Annotated in this window: 10 protein-coding genes; 5 read left to right on the forward strand and 5 right to left on the reverse strand. The window is 60.7% G+C overall.

Translation table 11 applies throughout. The annotated features are described in order from the left end of the window. Positions 1–92: 92 nt before the first annotated feature. From HYE77_RS02310 to HYE77_RS02320, 3 genes are all read right to left on the reverse strand, one after another. A complete protein-coding gene (locus HYE77_RS02310) occupies positions 93–1,271 on the reverse strand; it encodes a VWA domain-containing protein (protein WP_003210689.1) in 1,179 nt (392 codons plus the stop codon). A gap of 11 nt (positions 1,272–1,282) precedes the next feature. After that, the gene (locus HYE77_RS02315; protein WP_003210690.1) at positions 1,283–2,128 is read right to left on the reverse strand and encodes a MoxR family ATPase; all 846 of its coding nucleotides are present in this window, start codon (positions 2,126–2,128) and stop codon (positions 1,283–1,285) included. A 142-nt stretch (positions 2,129–2,270) separates the two neighbouring features. After that, complete coding sequence (locus HYE77_RS02320; RefSeq protein ID WP_087692565.1) at positions 2,271–3,347, reverse strand: DUF748 domain-containing protein; 1,077 nt, start codon at positions 3,345–3,347, stop codon at positions 2,271–2,273. A gap of 123 nt (positions 3,348–3,470) precedes the next feature. On the opposite strand from HYE77_RS02320, the gene cysK reads away from it, so the two are divergent. The 3 genes from cysK to HYE77_RS02335 all read left to right on the forward strand — a co-directional run bounded on the left by cysK (position 3,471) and on the right by HYE77_RS02335 (position 6,847). Continuing rightward, positions 3,471–4,445, forward strand: a complete 975-nt coding sequence (gene cysK, locus HYE77_RS02325; protein WP_087692564.1) for a cysteine synthase A — start codon at positions 3,471–3,473, stop codon at positions 4,443–4,445. A 186-nt stretch (positions 4,446–4,631) separates the two neighbouring features. Beyond that, positions 4,632–5,570, forward strand: coding sequence for an aspartyl/asparaginyl beta-hydroxylase domain-containing protein (locus HYE77_RS02330; protein ID WP_003210693.1), 939 nt, complete (start codon positions 4,632–4,634; stop codon positions 5,568–5,570). A 416-nt stretch (positions 5,571–5,986) separates the two neighbouring features. After that, complete coding sequence (locus HYE77_RS02335) at positions 5,987–6,847, forward strand: DMT family transporter (RefSeq protein ID WP_023659095.1); 861 nt, start codon at positions 5,987–5,989, stop codon at positions 6,845–6,847. A gap of 31 nt (positions 6,848–6,878) precedes the next feature. On the opposite strand, the gene HYE77_RS02340 is transcribed toward HYE77_RS02335, so the two are convergent. Then, positions 6,879–7,775, reverse strand: coding sequence for a DMT family transporter (locus HYE77_RS02340; RefSeq protein WP_087692563.1), 897 nt, complete (start codon positions 7,773–7,775; stop codon positions 6,879–6,881). Between the two features lie 72 nt (positions 7,776–7,847). Continuing rightward, positions 7,848–9,473, reverse strand: coding sequence for a methyl-accepting chemotaxis protein (locus HYE77_RS02345; protein WP_177040342.1), 1,626 nt, complete (start codon positions 9,471–9,473; stop codon positions 7,848–7,850). Positions 9,474–9,884: 411 nt separating this feature from the next. On the opposite strand from HYE77_RS02345, the gene aceK reads away from it, so the two are divergent. Both aceK and hrpA read left to right on the forward strand, forming a co-directional pair. Beyond that, a complete protein-coding gene (gene aceK / locus HYE77_RS02350; protein WP_102368332.1) occupies positions 9,885–11,606 on the forward strand; it encodes a bifunctional isocitrate dehydrogenase kinase/phosphatase in 1,722 nt (573 codons plus the stop codon). A gap of 70 nt (positions 11,607–11,676) precedes the next feature. Further along, positions 11,677–15,588 (forward strand): ATP-dependent RNA helicase HrpA, encoded by a 3,912-nt coding sequence (gene hrpA / locus HYE77_RS02355; protein ID WP_008437986.1) that lies wholly within the window; start codon positions 11,677–11,679, stop codon positions 15,586–15,588. Positions 15,589–15,734 lie beyond the last annotated feature (146 nt).

A 15,734-nucleotide genomic window follows, 5' to 3' on the forward strand; every position in this document is an offset into this window, starting at 1 on the left:
GCGGTGTATCAGCCAATATATTCGGTGACTGACACTGCGCTTTCGCGAGCAAGCCCGCTCCCACATTTGATCGTGGTTGTCTGGGAAACAACTTACTTCGACAAAAAGCGCATCCCTTCCTCAAGCCCGCGCAACGTCAACGGAAACATCTGGTCCTCGATCAAATCCCGGACAATCCCGGTGGACGCCGTATAGCCCCAGGTATCTTTCGGGTACGGATTAATCCAGATCAGCTTCTTGTACTTCTCCATGAACCGCTGCATCCACACATACCCGGGCTCTTCATTCCAGTGCTCGACGCTGCCGCCGGCCTGGGTGATTTCATACGGCGCCATGGCCGCATCGCCGATAAAGATCACTTTGTAGTCGGCACCGTACTTGTGCAGCAAATCCTGGGTCGAGGTGCGTTCCGAGCCCCGGCGCATGTTGTTCTTCCACACCGATTCATAAATGAAATTGTGGAAGTAGAAATACTCCAGGTGCTTGAACTCGGTCTTGCACGCCGAGAACAACTCTTCGCAAGTCTTCACATGGGCATCCATCGAGCCGCCGATGTCGAACAGCAGCAACAGCTTGATGGTGTTGCGCCGCTCCGGGCGCATCTGGATATTCAGCAGCCCGGCATCGCGGGCCGTATGGTCGATGGTGCCGTCAATGTCGAGCTCTTCCGCCGCACCCTGGCGTGCGAACTTGCGCAGGCGGCGCAGGGCGATCTTGATGTTGCGCGTGCCCAGTTCCACCGAATCATCGAGGTTCTTGTACTCGCGCTGGTCCCAGACCTTGACCGCCTTGCCCTGGCGCTTGCCGGCATCCCCCACGCGTATGCCTTCGGGGTTGAAGCCGCCAGAGCCGAAGGGGCTGGTACCGCCGGTGCCGATCCACTTGTTGCCGCCGGCGTGGCGTTCTTTCTGTTCTTCGAGACGTTTCTTGAATTCTTCGATGAGCTTGTCGAGGCCGCCGAGGGACTGGATCTGTGCGCGCTCTTCGTCGGTCAGCGAGCGTTCGAATTCCTTGCGCAGCCAGTCTTCGGGGATCAGCGCCTGCAGGTGATCGTCGAGTTTTTCCAGGCCGTTGAAGTAGGCGCCGAAGGCCCGGTCGAACTTGTCGAAATGCCGTTCGTCCTTCACCAGGATCGCCCGGGCCAGGTAGTAGAACTCGTCCATGTCGGCGAAGGTCACGCGCTGTTTCAGCGCGTTGATCAGGTCCAGCAGCTCACGCACCGACACCGGCACCTTGGCTGCACGCATTTCATTGAACAGGTTGAGCAGCATGGCAATCGCCCTTATCGGTTACCGCGACGGCTCATGAACGCCAGGCGTTCCAGCAACTGCACGTCCTGCTCGTTCTTCACCAGGGCACCGGCCAGGGGCGGGATGGCCTTGGTGGGGTCGCGCTCGCGCAATACCGCTTCGCCGATGTTGTCGGCCATCAGCAGTTTCAGCCAGTCCACCAGTTCGGAGGTGGACGGTTTTTTCTTCAGGCCCGGTACTTTGCGCACGTCAAAGAATACGTCGAGGGCTTCGCTGACCAGGTCTTTCTTGATGTCCGGGTAGTGCACGTCGACGATCTTTTGCAGAGTGGTGCGGTCCGGGAAGGCGATGTAGTGGAAAAAGCAGCGGCGCAGGAACGCGTCCGGCAGCTCTTTTTCGTTGTTGGAGGTAATGATGATGATCGGGCGCTTCTTGGCCTTGATGGTCTCGTCGATTTCGTAGACGTAGAACTCCATCTTGTCGAGTTCTTGCAGCAGGTCGTTGGGGAACTCGATGTCGGCCTTGTCGATTTCGTCGATCAGCAGGATGACCCGCTCCTCGGACTCGAAGGCTTCCCAGAGCTTGCCCTTTTTCAGGTAGTTGCGTACGTCGTGCACCTTGTCCACGCCCAGTTGCGAGTCTCGCAGGCGGCTCACCGCGTCGTACTCGTACAGGCCCTGGTGCGCCTTGGTGGTGGACTTGATGTGCCAGGTGATCAGCTTGGCGCCAAAGGATTCGGCCAGTTGCTCGGCGAGCATGGTCTTGCCGGTGCCCGGTTCGCCCTTGACCAGCAGTGGCCGCTCCAAGGTGATGGCGGCGTTGACGGCCAGTTTCAGGTCATCGGTGGCAACGTAGGCCTGGGTGCCTTCGAACTTCATCTATCAATCCTCGAACGTGACGCCGAACGGTGCAGGACCGAAGCGGGCGAGTAATCAGCTTGGCCCGACTATACCGCGCAGCCCCGGCGACTGTGAACGCAGACGGGCTATTCAGTCTCTGAATGGGCAGTCACGTTGAAGATCAATCTGTCGAGGGCTTGGGTTGTTCATAGCGGGCGTTGAAGGCCTGGACAAAACCATTGCGCAAAATCTGCAAAAACGCCTGGAACGCGCTGATATCTTGCTGGTGCACGTTGCCGCTGAGCTCCACGCGGGTGGCGAACTGGTTTTTCTGCTGGTTCTTCAGCACGGTTTCGCTGACGCCAACCACCGCCTCCCAGATCGACCGGAAGATGCCCTTGTCCTTGTTCTCGACATCCTGCTGCCAGTTGAACACTTCGACATTGCGCAGCAAAGGCTTGATGTAGCCGGTCAACTGGCCTTTTTCGGCCTGGGCTTCCACCACCAGGTCGCCGGTGCCGGCATTGAAGTCGAACTTGCCGTAGGCCGAGGCGAAGTCATTCATGCGCTTGAGTTCGATATCCCGGGCCCGGAAGCGGAATTCGAAGTTTTCGAAATTGCTCAAGGGGTCGAACGTGGCGGTGGCTTCCAGCGGTGCCTGGCCCAGAAACAGCGCCTTGCCGTCGAAGCGCGCGTCGCGCTGGCCTTTGACATCCACCACGTTGGTCAGGTTGTAGAAGCTGGCGTTGACCTGGGTCGCGTACATATTGACCGGCGGTTTCGAACTGAAGTTATGGAACGCGATCTTTCCGTCGTCGATGCGTACCTCGTTCAGGGTGATCGGCAACAGTTTGCTCAGTTGGGCCCGCCAGTCGGTGCCCTGACCGGTCTGGGACGCCTGTTTGTTGGTGCCGCCGTCGACGAAGTTCAGCTCCGGCTTGATGAACTGTGCCTCGGCCACCACTGCGTGGTCGTACCACAGCGAATGCCAGCTGACCGACAGGTCGATCACCGGCGCCTTGACGAACGGTACCGGCACCTTGCCGTCGACCTTGACGATCTGCAGGCCGTTGATCCGATAGGCGCCGCGCCACAGTGCGAGGTCGACATCGGTGACCTGGCCGCGGTAATCGCCCATGTCGGCGAGTTTGTCATTCAGGTAATTGCGCACCAGATAGGGCAGGGCGATATCCAGGACGACCAGCAGTACCACGACCCCGACGAGGGTCCAGAGCGGCCAACTGTAGCGACGTTTCATAGGAAAATTCTCCATCCGTGTAGGCGATTGACTGCTGGCGCCGCCGGACGTTCGCTTGACTGGACGCCTTGCAGCACGAGGCATACCCTTGGGGCCTTCCTGAAATTGCCTTAAGGACCCGTCATGAGCCGCATTTTTGCAGACAACGCGCACTCCATCGGTAACACGCCCCTGGTTCAGATCAACCGTATCGCGCCGCGTGGCGTGACTATCCTGGCCAAGATCGAAGGGCGTAACCCGGGGTATTCGGTGAAGTGCCGGATTGGCGCAAACATGATCTGGGATGCCGAAGGCAGCGGCAAACTCAAGCCGGGCATGACCATTGTCGAGCCGACTTCCGGCAACACCGGGATCGGCCTGGCATTTGTTGCCGCCGCCCGTGGTTACAAGCTGTTGCTGACCATGCCCGCCTCCATGAGCATCGAGCGCCGCAAGGTGCTCAAGGCCCTCGGCGCCGAACTGGTGTTGACCGAGCCGGCCAAGGGCATGAAGGGCGCGATTGAAAAAGCCGGCGAAATCCTTGCCAGCGACCCGGCCAAGTACTTTATGCCGGCCCAGTTCGAAAACCCGGCCAACCCGGCGATCCACGAGAAAACCACCGGTCCGGAAATCTGGAATGACACTGATGGCGCGGTGGACGTGCTGGTAGCGGGCGTGGGCACTGGCGGCACCATCACCGGGGTGTCGCGCTATATCAAGAACATCCAGGGCAAGCCGATCCTGTCGGTGGCGGTCGAGCCGATCAGTTCGCCGGTGATTACCCAGGCGCTGGCCGGTGAAGAGATCAAGCCCAGCCCCCACAAGATCCAGGGTATCGGCGCCGGTTTTGTGCCGAAGAACCTCGACCTGTCGATTGTCGACCGGGTCGAACTGGTCAGCGACGAAGAATCCAAGGCCATGGCGTTGCGCCTGATGCAGGAGGAGGGGATTCTGTGTGGTATCTCCTGCGGCGCGGCGATGGCCGTGGCGGTGCGACTGGCGGAGAAGCCGGAAATGCAGGGCAAGACCATCGTCGTGGTGCTGCCGGACTCCGGTGAACGCTATCTGTCGAGCATGCTGTTCGCCGATTTGTTCACCGATCAGGAAAACCAGGCTTGATTCAAATCAGCGCGATGGCGTGGCCCTTATGCATAATTGGCCCGTTATCGCGCACCGCTAGATGCTGATTGTTGGAGTGCGCGGGTTTTTCCCGAGGCCCGGAGTGTTTATCATGGCCGGCTGCTACGTCTGGTTTCCCCTTAACGGGAGGCTAATGGCCAGACGCCTATTTCCAGGAGTTGCTGCATGACCTTTTCTTTGGCCGCCAAACTGTCGGTGTTGCTGCTGTTTATCGGCAGCACGCTGTATGTGCATTTGCGTGGCAAGGCCCGTTTGCCGATGTTGCGTCAGTTCGTCAACCATTCAGCGCTGTTCGCCCCGTACAACGCCTTGATGTACATCTTCTCCGCCGTGCCGTCCAAGCCGTACCTGGACCGCAGCAAGTTCCCGGAGCTGGACGTGCTCAAGGACAACTGGGAAGTGATTCGCGAAGAGGCCATGCACCTGTTCGACGAGGGCTACATCCGCGCCGCGGAGAAGAACAACGACGCCGGTTTCGGCTCGTTCTTCAAGAAGGGCTGGAAGCGTTTCTACCTCAAGTGGTACGACAAACCGTTGCCGTCGGCTGAACTGCTGTGCCCGAAAACCGTGGCCCTGGTCAGCAGCATTCCCAACGTCAAGGGCGCGATGTTCGCCCTGTTGCCAGGTGGCAGCCACCTCAACCCGCACCGTGACCCGTTTGCCGGTTCCCTGCGTTATCACCTGGGGCTGTCCACGCCGAACTCCGACGACTGCCGTATTTTCGTCGACGGCCAGGTGTACGCCTGGCGCGACGGTGAAGACGTAATGTTCGACGAGACCTACGTGCACTGGGTGAAGAACGAAACCGAGCACACCCGGGTGATCCTGTTCTGCGACATCGAACGCCCGCTGAGCAACCGCCTGATGACCCGCATCAACCGTTGGGTCAGCGCGCAACTGGGGCGCGCCACCGCGCCGCAGAACCTGGATGACGAACGCGTTGGCGGGATCAACCAGGCGTATGCCTGGAGCAAGCGCTTCAGCGACAGCTTCAGTGGCGTGGTCAAGCAGTGGAAGCGCAAGCATCCGAAGGCTTATCGCATCCTGCGGCCAGTGCTGGCGGTGGTGGTGCTGACGGCGCTGGGGTATTGGTTATTTGGTTAAGGCGTTTGCAGGCACGAAAAAACCGCTCCGATGAGCGGTTTTTTTATGAGTTGGATTTGTACGGGCGAAGTTATTGCAAAGCATGTCCCCAGCTGGTTATAGTCGGCCGCAGGTGTTTCCAGACACCTTGTTCATCCCTTCATAAAAGATCAGCACATGCCAGCTTCCCTGCGCATAGCGGTAGTCGATTCAGCGGTCAACGCTGCGGTCGTGCCGTGCGGGAGCCAGCAGCCTGCGCAGATCAGTCACTACCCCCCACCTGTCAGTAGCACGCCGGTGTACGCAGTCGTATCACCGCCGGGTGTTGGCATTTCGGGCTGATCAGCTGATGGCTGTTCCCCTGTGCCCGCCTGAAAAAACCTACTGAATTTCAGCTGTTGCTGAGTTGGCTTTTTGCCTGATCACAGGTGGTATCCATGTCTGTTCTTTCGAAACAATCCGTGGCCGCGGCGGCCTCGACGAGCCTGTTTGTCTTGCTGTGGAGCAGCGGGGCGATTTTCTCCAAATGGGGCCTGGCCCACGCTTCACCCTTTGCGTTTCTGCTGATCCGTTTCGCCATCGCCCTGGCGGGGTTGGTGATACTGGTACCGATCCTCAAGCTGAAGTTGCCGCGTCCCGGCAAGCCGATGCTTTACGCGGCGGCTACCGGGCTGGTGCTGTTGGGGGCCTACCAGATTTTCTATCTGCTGGCCCTGGACCTCAAAGTCACGCCCGGCATGATGGCAACCATCATGGGCGTGCAGCCGATCCTGACCGTGGTGTTGATGGAGCGCCGGCGCTCCTGGAGCCGGATGTTCGGCCTCGCGCTGGGATTGGCGGGGTTGATCATGGTGGTGTACCAGGGCATCGGGATGTCCGGCATGTCCCTGGCAGGCATGCTTTTTGGCCTGTTGGCCCTGGCCAGCATGACCTTTGGTTCGATCATGCAGAAGCGCATCACCGATAACCCGTTGGGCACGTTGCCTGTGCAATACCTGGCCGGCTTGCTGTTGTGCTCGGTGTTTGTGCCGTTCCAGCCGTTCCACTTTGAACACAACACCGGCTTTTTCGTGCCGGTGCTGTGGATGGGGCTGGTGGTGTCATTGCTGGCGACGCTGTTGCTGTACCGGCTGATTGCCCGGGGCAACCTGGTGAATGTCACCAGCTTGTTCTACCTGGTGCCCGCGGTGACGGCGGTGATGGACTACCTGATCTTCGGCAACAAGCTGGCAATGTTGAGCTTGCTGGGGATGGGCTTGATCATCGTCGGATTGGCTTTTGTGTTCCGTAAGGGCTGATAAAACCAACGCTGTAGGAGACAAAAAGCTCCTACAGCTTGCGGGCCAATTTCCCCGGCCGAAGCACCAGCCACAACGCCCCTGCAATCAACAACCCGCCATACAGATGCGCCATGGACAACGGCTCATCCAGCAGCAACGCGCCCCACAACACCCCGAATGGCGGAATCATGAAGGTCACGGTCATCGACTTCACCGGGCCGATGGACGTCAGCAAGCGGAAGTACAGGATGTAGGCAAACGCCGTGCATACCAGCCCCAACCCCAGCAGCGACAACCAAACAGGCCAGCCACCCCAGCTGACCGGTGGATGGCTGATGGCACTCCAGGCAAACAGCGGCAGCAGGAACAGCGTGGCCCCGAGCATGCTGCCCAGGGCCGCCAGGCGACTGTCCAGCCCGCCCTGTTGATCGAGCCAGCGGCGTGCCAAAAAGCCGGCAAAGCCATAGCAGGTGGTCGCCAACAGGCATGCCAGCGCACCCATCAACAATTCCATGTCGAAGGCCACCGGCCCGGCGCGGGTCAGGATGCCAACGCCGAACAGGCCCAGGCATACCCCGGCGATTTTCGATGGCGTGAGGCGCTCACTGAAGAACAACCCGCCAATCAGCACGCCCATCAGTGGCGTCGTGGCATTGAAGATCGCCGAGTAACCGGCCGGCAGCACTTGGGCCGCCACTGAATACATGGTCGCGGGAATGCCCGAGTTGATCACCCCGAGCAACAGGACCGTCTTGAACTTGCCCTGGAAATCCCAACTCACCCGCATCATGGCGAGGATCAGCAGCAGGCCGGTGGCAGCAATCGACACCCGGAAAAACGCGGTAGGAAGGGTGCCGATTTCCGGCGCGATAATTCGCATGAACAAAAAACTCGCGCCCCAGATAGCGGCCAGCACCAACAGGTGCAGGGTGTCGACAGGTCTCACGGAGGAACTCCAGTTTGATAAGGGCGGAAGTGTTGCCCACCGACCTGTCTGACACAATCGCTAATACATGTTTTACAGCACGAAACGCGTCACCAAGCCATTGAGGTCCACCGCCAGCCGCGACAGTTCCTGGCTGGCCGCCGAGGTCTGGGTGGCACCGGCGGCGGTTTGCGTCGACAGGTCCCGGATGTTCACCAGGCTGCGGTCCACCTCACGGGCCACCAACGCTTGCTGTTCGGCGGCGCTGGCGATCACCAGGTTGCGCTGGCTGATCTGTGAGATTGCCGCCGTGATTTTCTCCAGTGCACTGCCGGCGCTGTTGGCTCGCTGCAAGGTCTGGCCGGCGTGTTCGGCGCTGCTGTTCAGGGCGCCGACGGTGTCCTGGGTACCTTGCTGGATACCGTTGATCATCTGCTCGATTTCTTCGGTGGAGTCCTGGGTGCGTTGTGCCAGGGAGCGCACTTCGTCAGCCACCACGGCAAAACCACGACCGGCCTCGCCCGCGCGGGCCGCCTCAATCGCCGCGTTGAGTGCCAGCAGGTTGGTCTGCCCGGCAATCCCGCGAATCACTTCAAGCACCTTGCTGATGTCCTGGGCCTGCGCCGCCAGGCCCTCGGCCTTGGTCGAGGCACCGAGGACTTCGTCCACCAGGTTCTGGATCGAGCTGATGGTTTCGCTGATCTGGTAGTGACCGTGCTTGCTGTCTTCGTCGGAGGCCTTGGAGGCTTCGGCGCTGGAAACCGCATTGCCCGCCACTTCATCGACTGCCGCGCTCATCTGCGTCACGGCGGTGGCAGCCTGTTCGATCTCGTCGTTCTGCGCTTGCAGGCCGCGGGTGCTCTGCTCCATTACCGAACTCATCTCTTCCGCCGCCGAGGCCAACTGCTGCGACGATTCGCTGATGCCACGGATGGTTTCCTGCAGGTTGGCCTGCATGGTGGCCAGCGCGGTGAGCAGTTGCGCCGGCTCATCCTTGCCCTCCACGACGATCGGCCGGCTCAGATCGCCGGAGGCGATGGTGCGGGCCACTGTCAGTGCCTGGCCAATGGGCGCGGTGATGCTGCGGGTCAGCAGCCAGGCCAGCAGTAAAGTTGCCATTAGGGCGGTGACGATGATGGTGCCGACCACCCATTGGGCGCTGGTGTACATCTGCGCCGCCGACGTTGCGGCGTCTTCCACACCTTTTTGGTTGAAGGTGATCATGTCTTCCAGGCTTTTATTGAGGACCATGCCTTGGGGTGCGAGGCGGCTGTTGAGCAGGTCCATGGCGTTTTGCTGCTGGTCCTGGTCGACCAGTTGAATCATCTGGCCGACGATCGTCATATAGCTCGCAACGTTGGCTTTCAACTGTTTGAGCAGGTCGCGTTCCTGCTCGTTGCTCAGCAGGGTTTCGTGACGGTTCAGCAGTTCTTCAAGGTCGCCACGCTGGCGGGTGATCAGGTTTTTGCTGTTGTCACGCACCCGGGACTCATCGGTGGTGAGCAAGCGCAACGCTTCCAGACGGATGCTGGCGACGTAGGCGGCGCTGTCGTGAATGTTTTCAATACTCGGCATCCACGCCTCTTCGATGATCAGTGCGCTTTCCCGCAGCTTGGCCATCTGGCCTAAACCAAACAGGCCGACCACGATCAACAGGCTGGCCAAAACCCCAAAACTCAGACTGGCGCGCAGGCCGATCCCCATATTCCTCAATGACATCTCAATGCTCCTTTGGCGGTTAGAACCTGTTCCCGGATCGGTCTTCTGACCTTGTTAGGTGGGAGAGGGCGCGCTATATAGCAAAGTGCCACTAGCTAGGGTAGTCAGGGTTTCCCTTACGTTGGATCCAATGGTCGAGAAGCCACCAGTACCGGAGCAGTAGAGCAAAGACTCTTATTTACCCCGGCTCGCACAGGCAGGCCACGTCACACAAGGCCTGTAGATGAAACGTTTGATGCGGGGAGGGTGACGCGCGGGTTTTTTGTTGACCGGTTAGTCGAATTAAATAAAGAGTAAATAAATGTACGAAATGAACAATCTTGTACAAGTCTGAATGAAAAATGATCCTTCTCCTGTTCCCGCACACTGGCTAAGCTCAGCTCACTCCAAATGCCCGCAGAGGTTTCCCGAATGCCGCAGCCAACGCCCGCCCTCGACATTGCGCAGATGATCCTCGACGGCTTCGACGACTACCGCGAGCACTTCCGCCAGATCACCGACGGCGCCCGGGAGCGCTTTGAAAAGGCGCAGTGGCAGCAAGGGCAGGCGGCATCGGCTGCGCGCATCAATCTTTACGAAGAGAAGGTCAGCGAAGTCACGGCGCGGCTGCGGGCGGCTTTCGATGAAGCCGTGTTGCTCGACATTGCCGACTGGCCGCTGGTGAAAAGTGCCTACATCAGCCTGATCGACCTGCGGTTTGACGATGAGCTGTCCGAGACCTGGTACAACTCGACGTTTTGCGGGCTGTTCAGCCATGACCTGATCAGCGACGGCTGCATGTTCATCCATACCACCCGGCCGAGCCTGCGCCGCGCCCGGGCGGCGCAGACCCGAACCTACAAGCCGGGCGGCAAGCTGGCAGGCATGCTGGAACAGATTTTCGCCGACTACAGTTTCAGCGAACCCTACGCCGACTTGCCCGCCGACCTGCGCCGCCTGGAGGCGCAATTGCGCGAAAACCTGCCGGACTGGGTGTGCAAGGACCCGGACCTCAACGTCGAACTGTTTTCCTCGGTGCTGTACCGCAACAAAGGCGCGTACCTCGTCGGACGCATCTACACCCGCGACGAACAGTGGCCGCTGGTGATCCCGCTGCTGCATCGGGAAGGGCGCGGCATCCAGATCGACGCGCTGATCACCGACGAGGCCGATGTGTCGATCATCTTCTCGTTCACCCGCTCCTATTTCATGGTGGACGTGCCGGTGCCGGCGGAGTTTATCGGCTTCCTCAAGCGCATCCTGCCGGGCAAGCACATCGCCGAGTTGTACACCTCCATCGGCTTCTACAAACACGGCAAATCCGAATTCTACCGGGCGCTGATCAACCACCTTGCCACCACCGATGACCAGTTCATCATGGCGCCGGGCGTGCGCGGCATGGTCATGAGCGTGTTTACCCTGCCGGGCTTCAACACCGTGTTCAAGATCATCAAGGACCGGTTTTCACCGTCGAAAAACGTCAACCGCGCCACCGTGATCGAGAAGTATCGGTTGGTGAAAAGTGTCGACCGGGTAGGGCGCATGGCCGACACCCAGGAGTTCGCCGACTTCCGTTTTCCGTTGAGCAAATTCGAGCCTGAATGCCTGGCCGAACTGCTGGAAGTCGCCGCCGGTACCGTCGAAGTCGAAGGCGATACGGTACTGATCCGCCACTGCTGGACCGAGCGGCGCATGACCCCGCTCAACCTCTACCTGGAAAACGCCAACGAAGCCCAGGTGCGCGAAGCCCTGGAAGACTACGGCCTGGCGATCAAGCAACTGGCGGCGGCGAATATTTTCCCGGGCGACATGCTGCTGAAGAATTTTGGCGTCACCCGCCACGGTCGCGTGGTGTTCTACGACTATGACGAAATCTGTTTCCTGACCGAGGCCAACTTCCGCCACATCCCCGCGCCGCGTACCCCGGAAGATGAAATGGCCTCCGAGCCCTGGTATTCCATCGGTCCGCTGGACGTGTTCCCCGAGGAGTTCCCGCCATTCCTGTTTGCTGATTCCGGCCAGCGCCGCCTGTTCGACGAACTGCACGGCGAGTTGTACAACGCCGACTACTGGAAAGGCCTGCAAGAGGCGATTCGCGCCGGCAAGGTAATCGATGTGTTTCCTTACCGGCGCAAGGGCCTGGACAATGAATGAGGGGAGCGCGCGGCGGCGCTTTTCTGCGACAATCCGCCCCCTGCCTACATAGACGACCTTTGCGTACCTGATGACTGACCAAGCGCCCGCTATCGACCAACTGCTGAAAAACCTCGATCACGCCATGCTCGCCGACCGCCACCGCTTGCGGCGGCAGCTGCTTGAGCTGCGCAAGAAACCCGATGAGGAAAAACTTGCGCAGTGGGTGACGCGGATGCAGGCCTCCTGCGCCCAGGTGACGGCGCGGCGCGCCAGCCTGCCGGTGATTCGCTATGACGACAGCCTGCCGATCGCCGCCAAGCGTGACGAGATCAAGGAAGCGTTGCTCAAGCATCAGGTGCTGATCATTGCCGGTGAGACCGGTTCGGGTAAAACCACCCAGTTGCCGAAAATCTGCCTGGAAATCGGCCGCGGCCAATACGGCCTGATCGGCCACACCCAGCCGCGGCGGATTGCGGCGCGCAGCGTAGCGAGCCGGGTCGCGGAAGAGTTGGCGACGCCGCTGGGTTCCCTGGTGGGTTATCAGGTGCGGTTTGAAGACCAGAGTGATTCCAACACCCTGATCAAGCTGATGACCGACGGTATCCTGCTGGCCGAAACCCAGAACGACCGCTACCTCGAACGCTACGACACGATCATCGTCGACGAAGCCCACGAACGCAGCCTGAACATCGACTTCCTGCTGGGTTATCTGAAAACCCTGCTGCCGCGTCGCCCGGACCTCAAGGTCATCATCACCTCGGCCACCATCGACCTGGAGCGCTTTTCCAAGCACTTCGACGATGCGCCGATTGTCGAGGTGTCGGGCCGCACCTTCCCGGTGGAAACCTGGTATCGCCCGCTGACCCTGGAGCAGGACGAGGAGGGCAACCGCGTCGAGGACGACCTGACCGTCGACCAGGCGATTCTCGCCACCCTCGATGAGATCGCCGCCTTCGAGCGCAGCGAGCGCAAGAGCCCCGGCGATGTGCTGGTGTTCCTGCCCGGCGAGCGCGAGATTCGCGACGCCGCCGACATGCTGCGCAAGGCCCAGCTCAAGCACACTGAAATCCTGCCGCTGTATGCGCGCCTGTCGCCGGCGGAGCAGCAGCGGATCTTCCAGTCGCACCCGGGCCGGCGTGTGGTGCTGGCGACCAACGTCGCGGAAACCTCGCTGACCGTGCCAGGCATTCGTTATGTGATCGATAGTGGCACCGCGCGCATCAGCCGCTACAGCTACCGGGCCAAGGTGCAGCGACTGCCGATCGAGGCGATTTCCCAGGCCAGTGCCAACCAGCGTAAAGGCCGGTGCGGGCGGGTCGAACCCGGTATCTGCGTGCGCTTGTACAGCGAAGAGGATTTTATCGGGCGCCCGGAATTTACCGACCCCGAGATTCTTCGCACAAACCTCGCGGCCGTAATCCTGCAGATGCTGCACCTGCGCCTGGGCGAGATCACCGATTTCCCGTTTATCGAGCCGCCGGACGGCAAGGCCATCAGCGACGGTTTCAACCTGCTGCAAGAGTTGTCCGCCGTTGACCGCAACAGCCAGCTGACACCGATGGGCCGCCAGTTGGCGCGTCTGCCGGTGGACCCACGCATGGGCCGCATGTTGCTGGAGGCGGCCAAGCTTGGCAGCCTGCAGGAAGTGCTGATCGTCGCCAGCGCCATGTCGATCCAGGACCCGCGCGAGCGTCCGCCGGAGCGCCAGCAAGCCGCCGACCAGGCTCACGCACAATGGAAGGACGCGGATTCGGACTTCGCCGGGTTGGTGAACCTGTGGCGTGGTTTTGAAGAGCAGCGCCAGGAATTGACCGCCAGCCCGCTGCGCAATTGGTGCCGCAAGAATTTCCTGAACTACCTGCGCCTGCGGGAATGGCGTGACTCCCACCGCCAGTTGAGCCTGATCTGTCGCGACATGCAGTTGACCGTCAATAAAGAACCGGCGGACTTCCCCAAACTGCACAAGGCGGTGCTGTCCGGCCTGCTCAGCCAGATTGGCCAGAAGACCGAAGAGGGCGATTACCTCGGCGCGCGTCAGCGGCGTTTCTGGATTCACCCGTCGTCGGGTATTGGCAAGAAGCGTCCGCAATGGCTGATGACCGCCGAGCTGGTGGAAACCACCAAGCTGTACGCGCGGATGGTGGCCAAGATCGACGCCGACTGGATCGAGCCGTTGGCCGGGCACCTGATCAAGAAAAACCACTTCGAACCCCATTGGGAAAAGAAGCGCGGCCAGGTGGTGGCGTTTGAGCAGATCACCCTGTTCGGGTTGATCATCGTCGGGCGCCGGCCGGTGCATTACGGGCCGATTGATCCGGTGACGTCTCGCGAGCTGTTTATCCGCGAAGGCCTGGTGCGCGGCGAGATCCAGTCCCGGGCCCGCTGCCTGACGGCCAACCAGCAATTGCTGGAGCAGCTCGACGAACTGGAAGCCAAGGCCCGCCGGCGCGATATCCTGGCGGACGAGGAAACGCTGTACGCCTTCTACGATGCGCGCCTGCCCGCCGAGATCCACCAGACTGCGACCTTCGACAGTTGGTACAAGGTCAACAGCCAGAAAGACCCGCAGCTGTTGATCATGCGCGAAGAAGACGTGCTGGCCCGCGAGGCCAGTGAAGTCACCGCCGCCCATTACCCCGACACCTTGCACCTGGGCGACCTGGCCCTGGCCTTGAGTTATCACTTCGAACCCAACCATCCACGGGACGGTGTGACCCTGCGCGTGCCGGCGCCGCTGTTGCCGGCCTTGCCACCCGAGCGCCTGGAATGGCTGGTGCCGGGTGTGATCGAGGCCAAGTGCATTGCCCTGGTGCGCAACTTGCCCAAGGCCCTGCGCAAGAACTTCGTGCCGGTGCCGGATTTCGTCAAGGCGGCGTTGCAACGTATCGAGTTCGGCCAAGGCTCGTTGCCTCAGGCCTTGGGGCGTGAGCTGCTGCGCATGACCGGGGCACGGGTCAGCGATGAAGCCTGGGCCGAGGCTGCGCAGCAGGTGGAGAGCCACCTGAAGATGAACCTGGAAGTGGTCGACGGCCAGGGCAAGTTCCTCGGTGAAGGCCGCGACCTGGCCGAGTTGACCGCGCGTTTCGCCGAGGCCAGCCAAGCTGCGTTGGCGGTGCCGCAGACTGCGAAGAGCCAGCAGCCGGTGGAGGCCAAGGTGTTCGCGGCGGTGGCCGAGAAAACCCAGCAAAACATCGCCGGGCTTTCGATGACGGTGTATCCGGCCTTGGTCGAAGAAAACGGCACGGTCAAGGAAGGGCGTTTCTCTACCGCTGCCGAGGCTGAGTTCCAGCACCGTCGAGCCTTGCAGCGCCTGCTGCTGCAACAACTGGCCGAGCCGGCAAAGTTCCTGCGGGGCAAATTGCCGGGCCTGACCGAGTTGGGGTTGATGTACCGCGAGCTGGGGCGTATCGAAGCCCTGGTGGAAGACATTCTGTTGGCCAGCCTCGACAGTTGCGTGCTGGAAGGCGAAGCCAGCCTGCCGCGGGACGGCGCCGGCCTGGCCGCCCTGGCCGAGCGCAAGCGTGGCAGTTGGACCGAGCACGCCGAGCGCCAGGCGCGCCTGACCCTCGAAATTTTGAAACTGTGGCATGGCCTGCAAAAACGCTTCAAGGGCAAGATTGACCTGGCCCAGGCGGTGGCGCTGAATGATATCAAGCAGCAACTGAGCAATCTGGTGTATCCCGGTTTCGTACGGGAAACCCCGGCGCAATGGTTCAAGGAACTGCCGCGCTTCCTCAAGGCCATCGAGCTGCGCCTGGAGAAATTGCCAAGCCAGGTGCAGAAGGACCGGGTCTGGAGTACCGAGTTGGGCGGCTTGTGGAGCCAGTATCAGAACCGCCTGAACAAACACGCCCAGGAAGGCAAGCGCGACCCTCAGCTGGAGCTGTATCGCTGGTGGCTGGAGGAATACCGGGTTTCGCTGTTTGCCCAGCAGTTGGGCACCAAGGTACCGATTTCCGACAAGCGCCTGAGCAAGCAATGGAGCCTGGTCGAAGCGTGACCGACGTGCGGCAAGCAACTGTGGCGAGCGAGCTTGCTCGCGCTGGGCTGCGAAGCAGCCCCATAAGGTCTCTCTGAAACACCCGGGTCACTTTATTGGGGCCGCTTCGCGATCCAGCGCGAGCAAGCTCGCTCGCCACAGGGAAG

Source organism: Pseudomonas sp. IPO3774 (genome assembly GCF_013386835.1).
Lineage (GTDB): Bacteria > Pseudomonadota > Gammaproteobacteria > Pseudomonadales > Pseudomonadaceae > Aquipseudomonas.

Bases quoted from the DNA above. Each gene is read 5' to 3' on its own strand.
- HYE77_RS02310 (WP_003210689.1), bottom strand. From the start codon at position 1,271: ATGCTGCTCAACCTGTTCAATGAAATGCGTGCAGCCAAGGTGCCGGTG.
- HYE77_RS02315 (WP_003210690.1), bottom strand. From the start codon at position 2,128: ATGAAGTTCGAAGGCACCCAGGCCTACGTTGCCACCGATGACCTGAAA.
- HYE77_RS02320 (WP_087692565.1), bottom strand. From the start codon at position 3,347: ATGAAACGTCGCTACAGTTGGCCGCTCTGGACCCTCGTCGGGGTCGTG.
- cysK (WP_087692564.1), top strand. From the start codon at position 3,471: ATGAGCCGCATTTTTGCAGACAACGCGCACTCCATCGGTAACACGCCC.
- HYE77_RS02330 (WP_003210693.1), top strand. From the start codon at position 4,632: ATGACCTTTTCTTTGGCCGCCAAACTGTCGGTGTTGCTGCTGTTTATC.
- HYE77_RS02335 (WP_023659095.1), top strand. From the start codon at position 5,987: ATGTCTGTTCTTTCGAAACAATCCGTGGCCGCGGCGGCCTCGACGAGC.
- HYE77_RS02345 (WP_177040342.1), bottom strand. From the start codon at position 9,473: ATGTCATTGAGGAATATGGGGATCGGCCTGCGCGCCAGTCTGAGTTTT.
- aceK (WP_102368332.1), top strand. From the start codon at position 9,885: ATGCCGCAGCCAACGCCCGCCCTCGACATTGCGCAGATGATCCTCGAC.
- hrpA (WP_008437986.1), top strand. From the start codon at position 11,677: ATGACTGACCAAGCGCCCGCTATCGACCAACTGCTGAAAAACCTCGAT.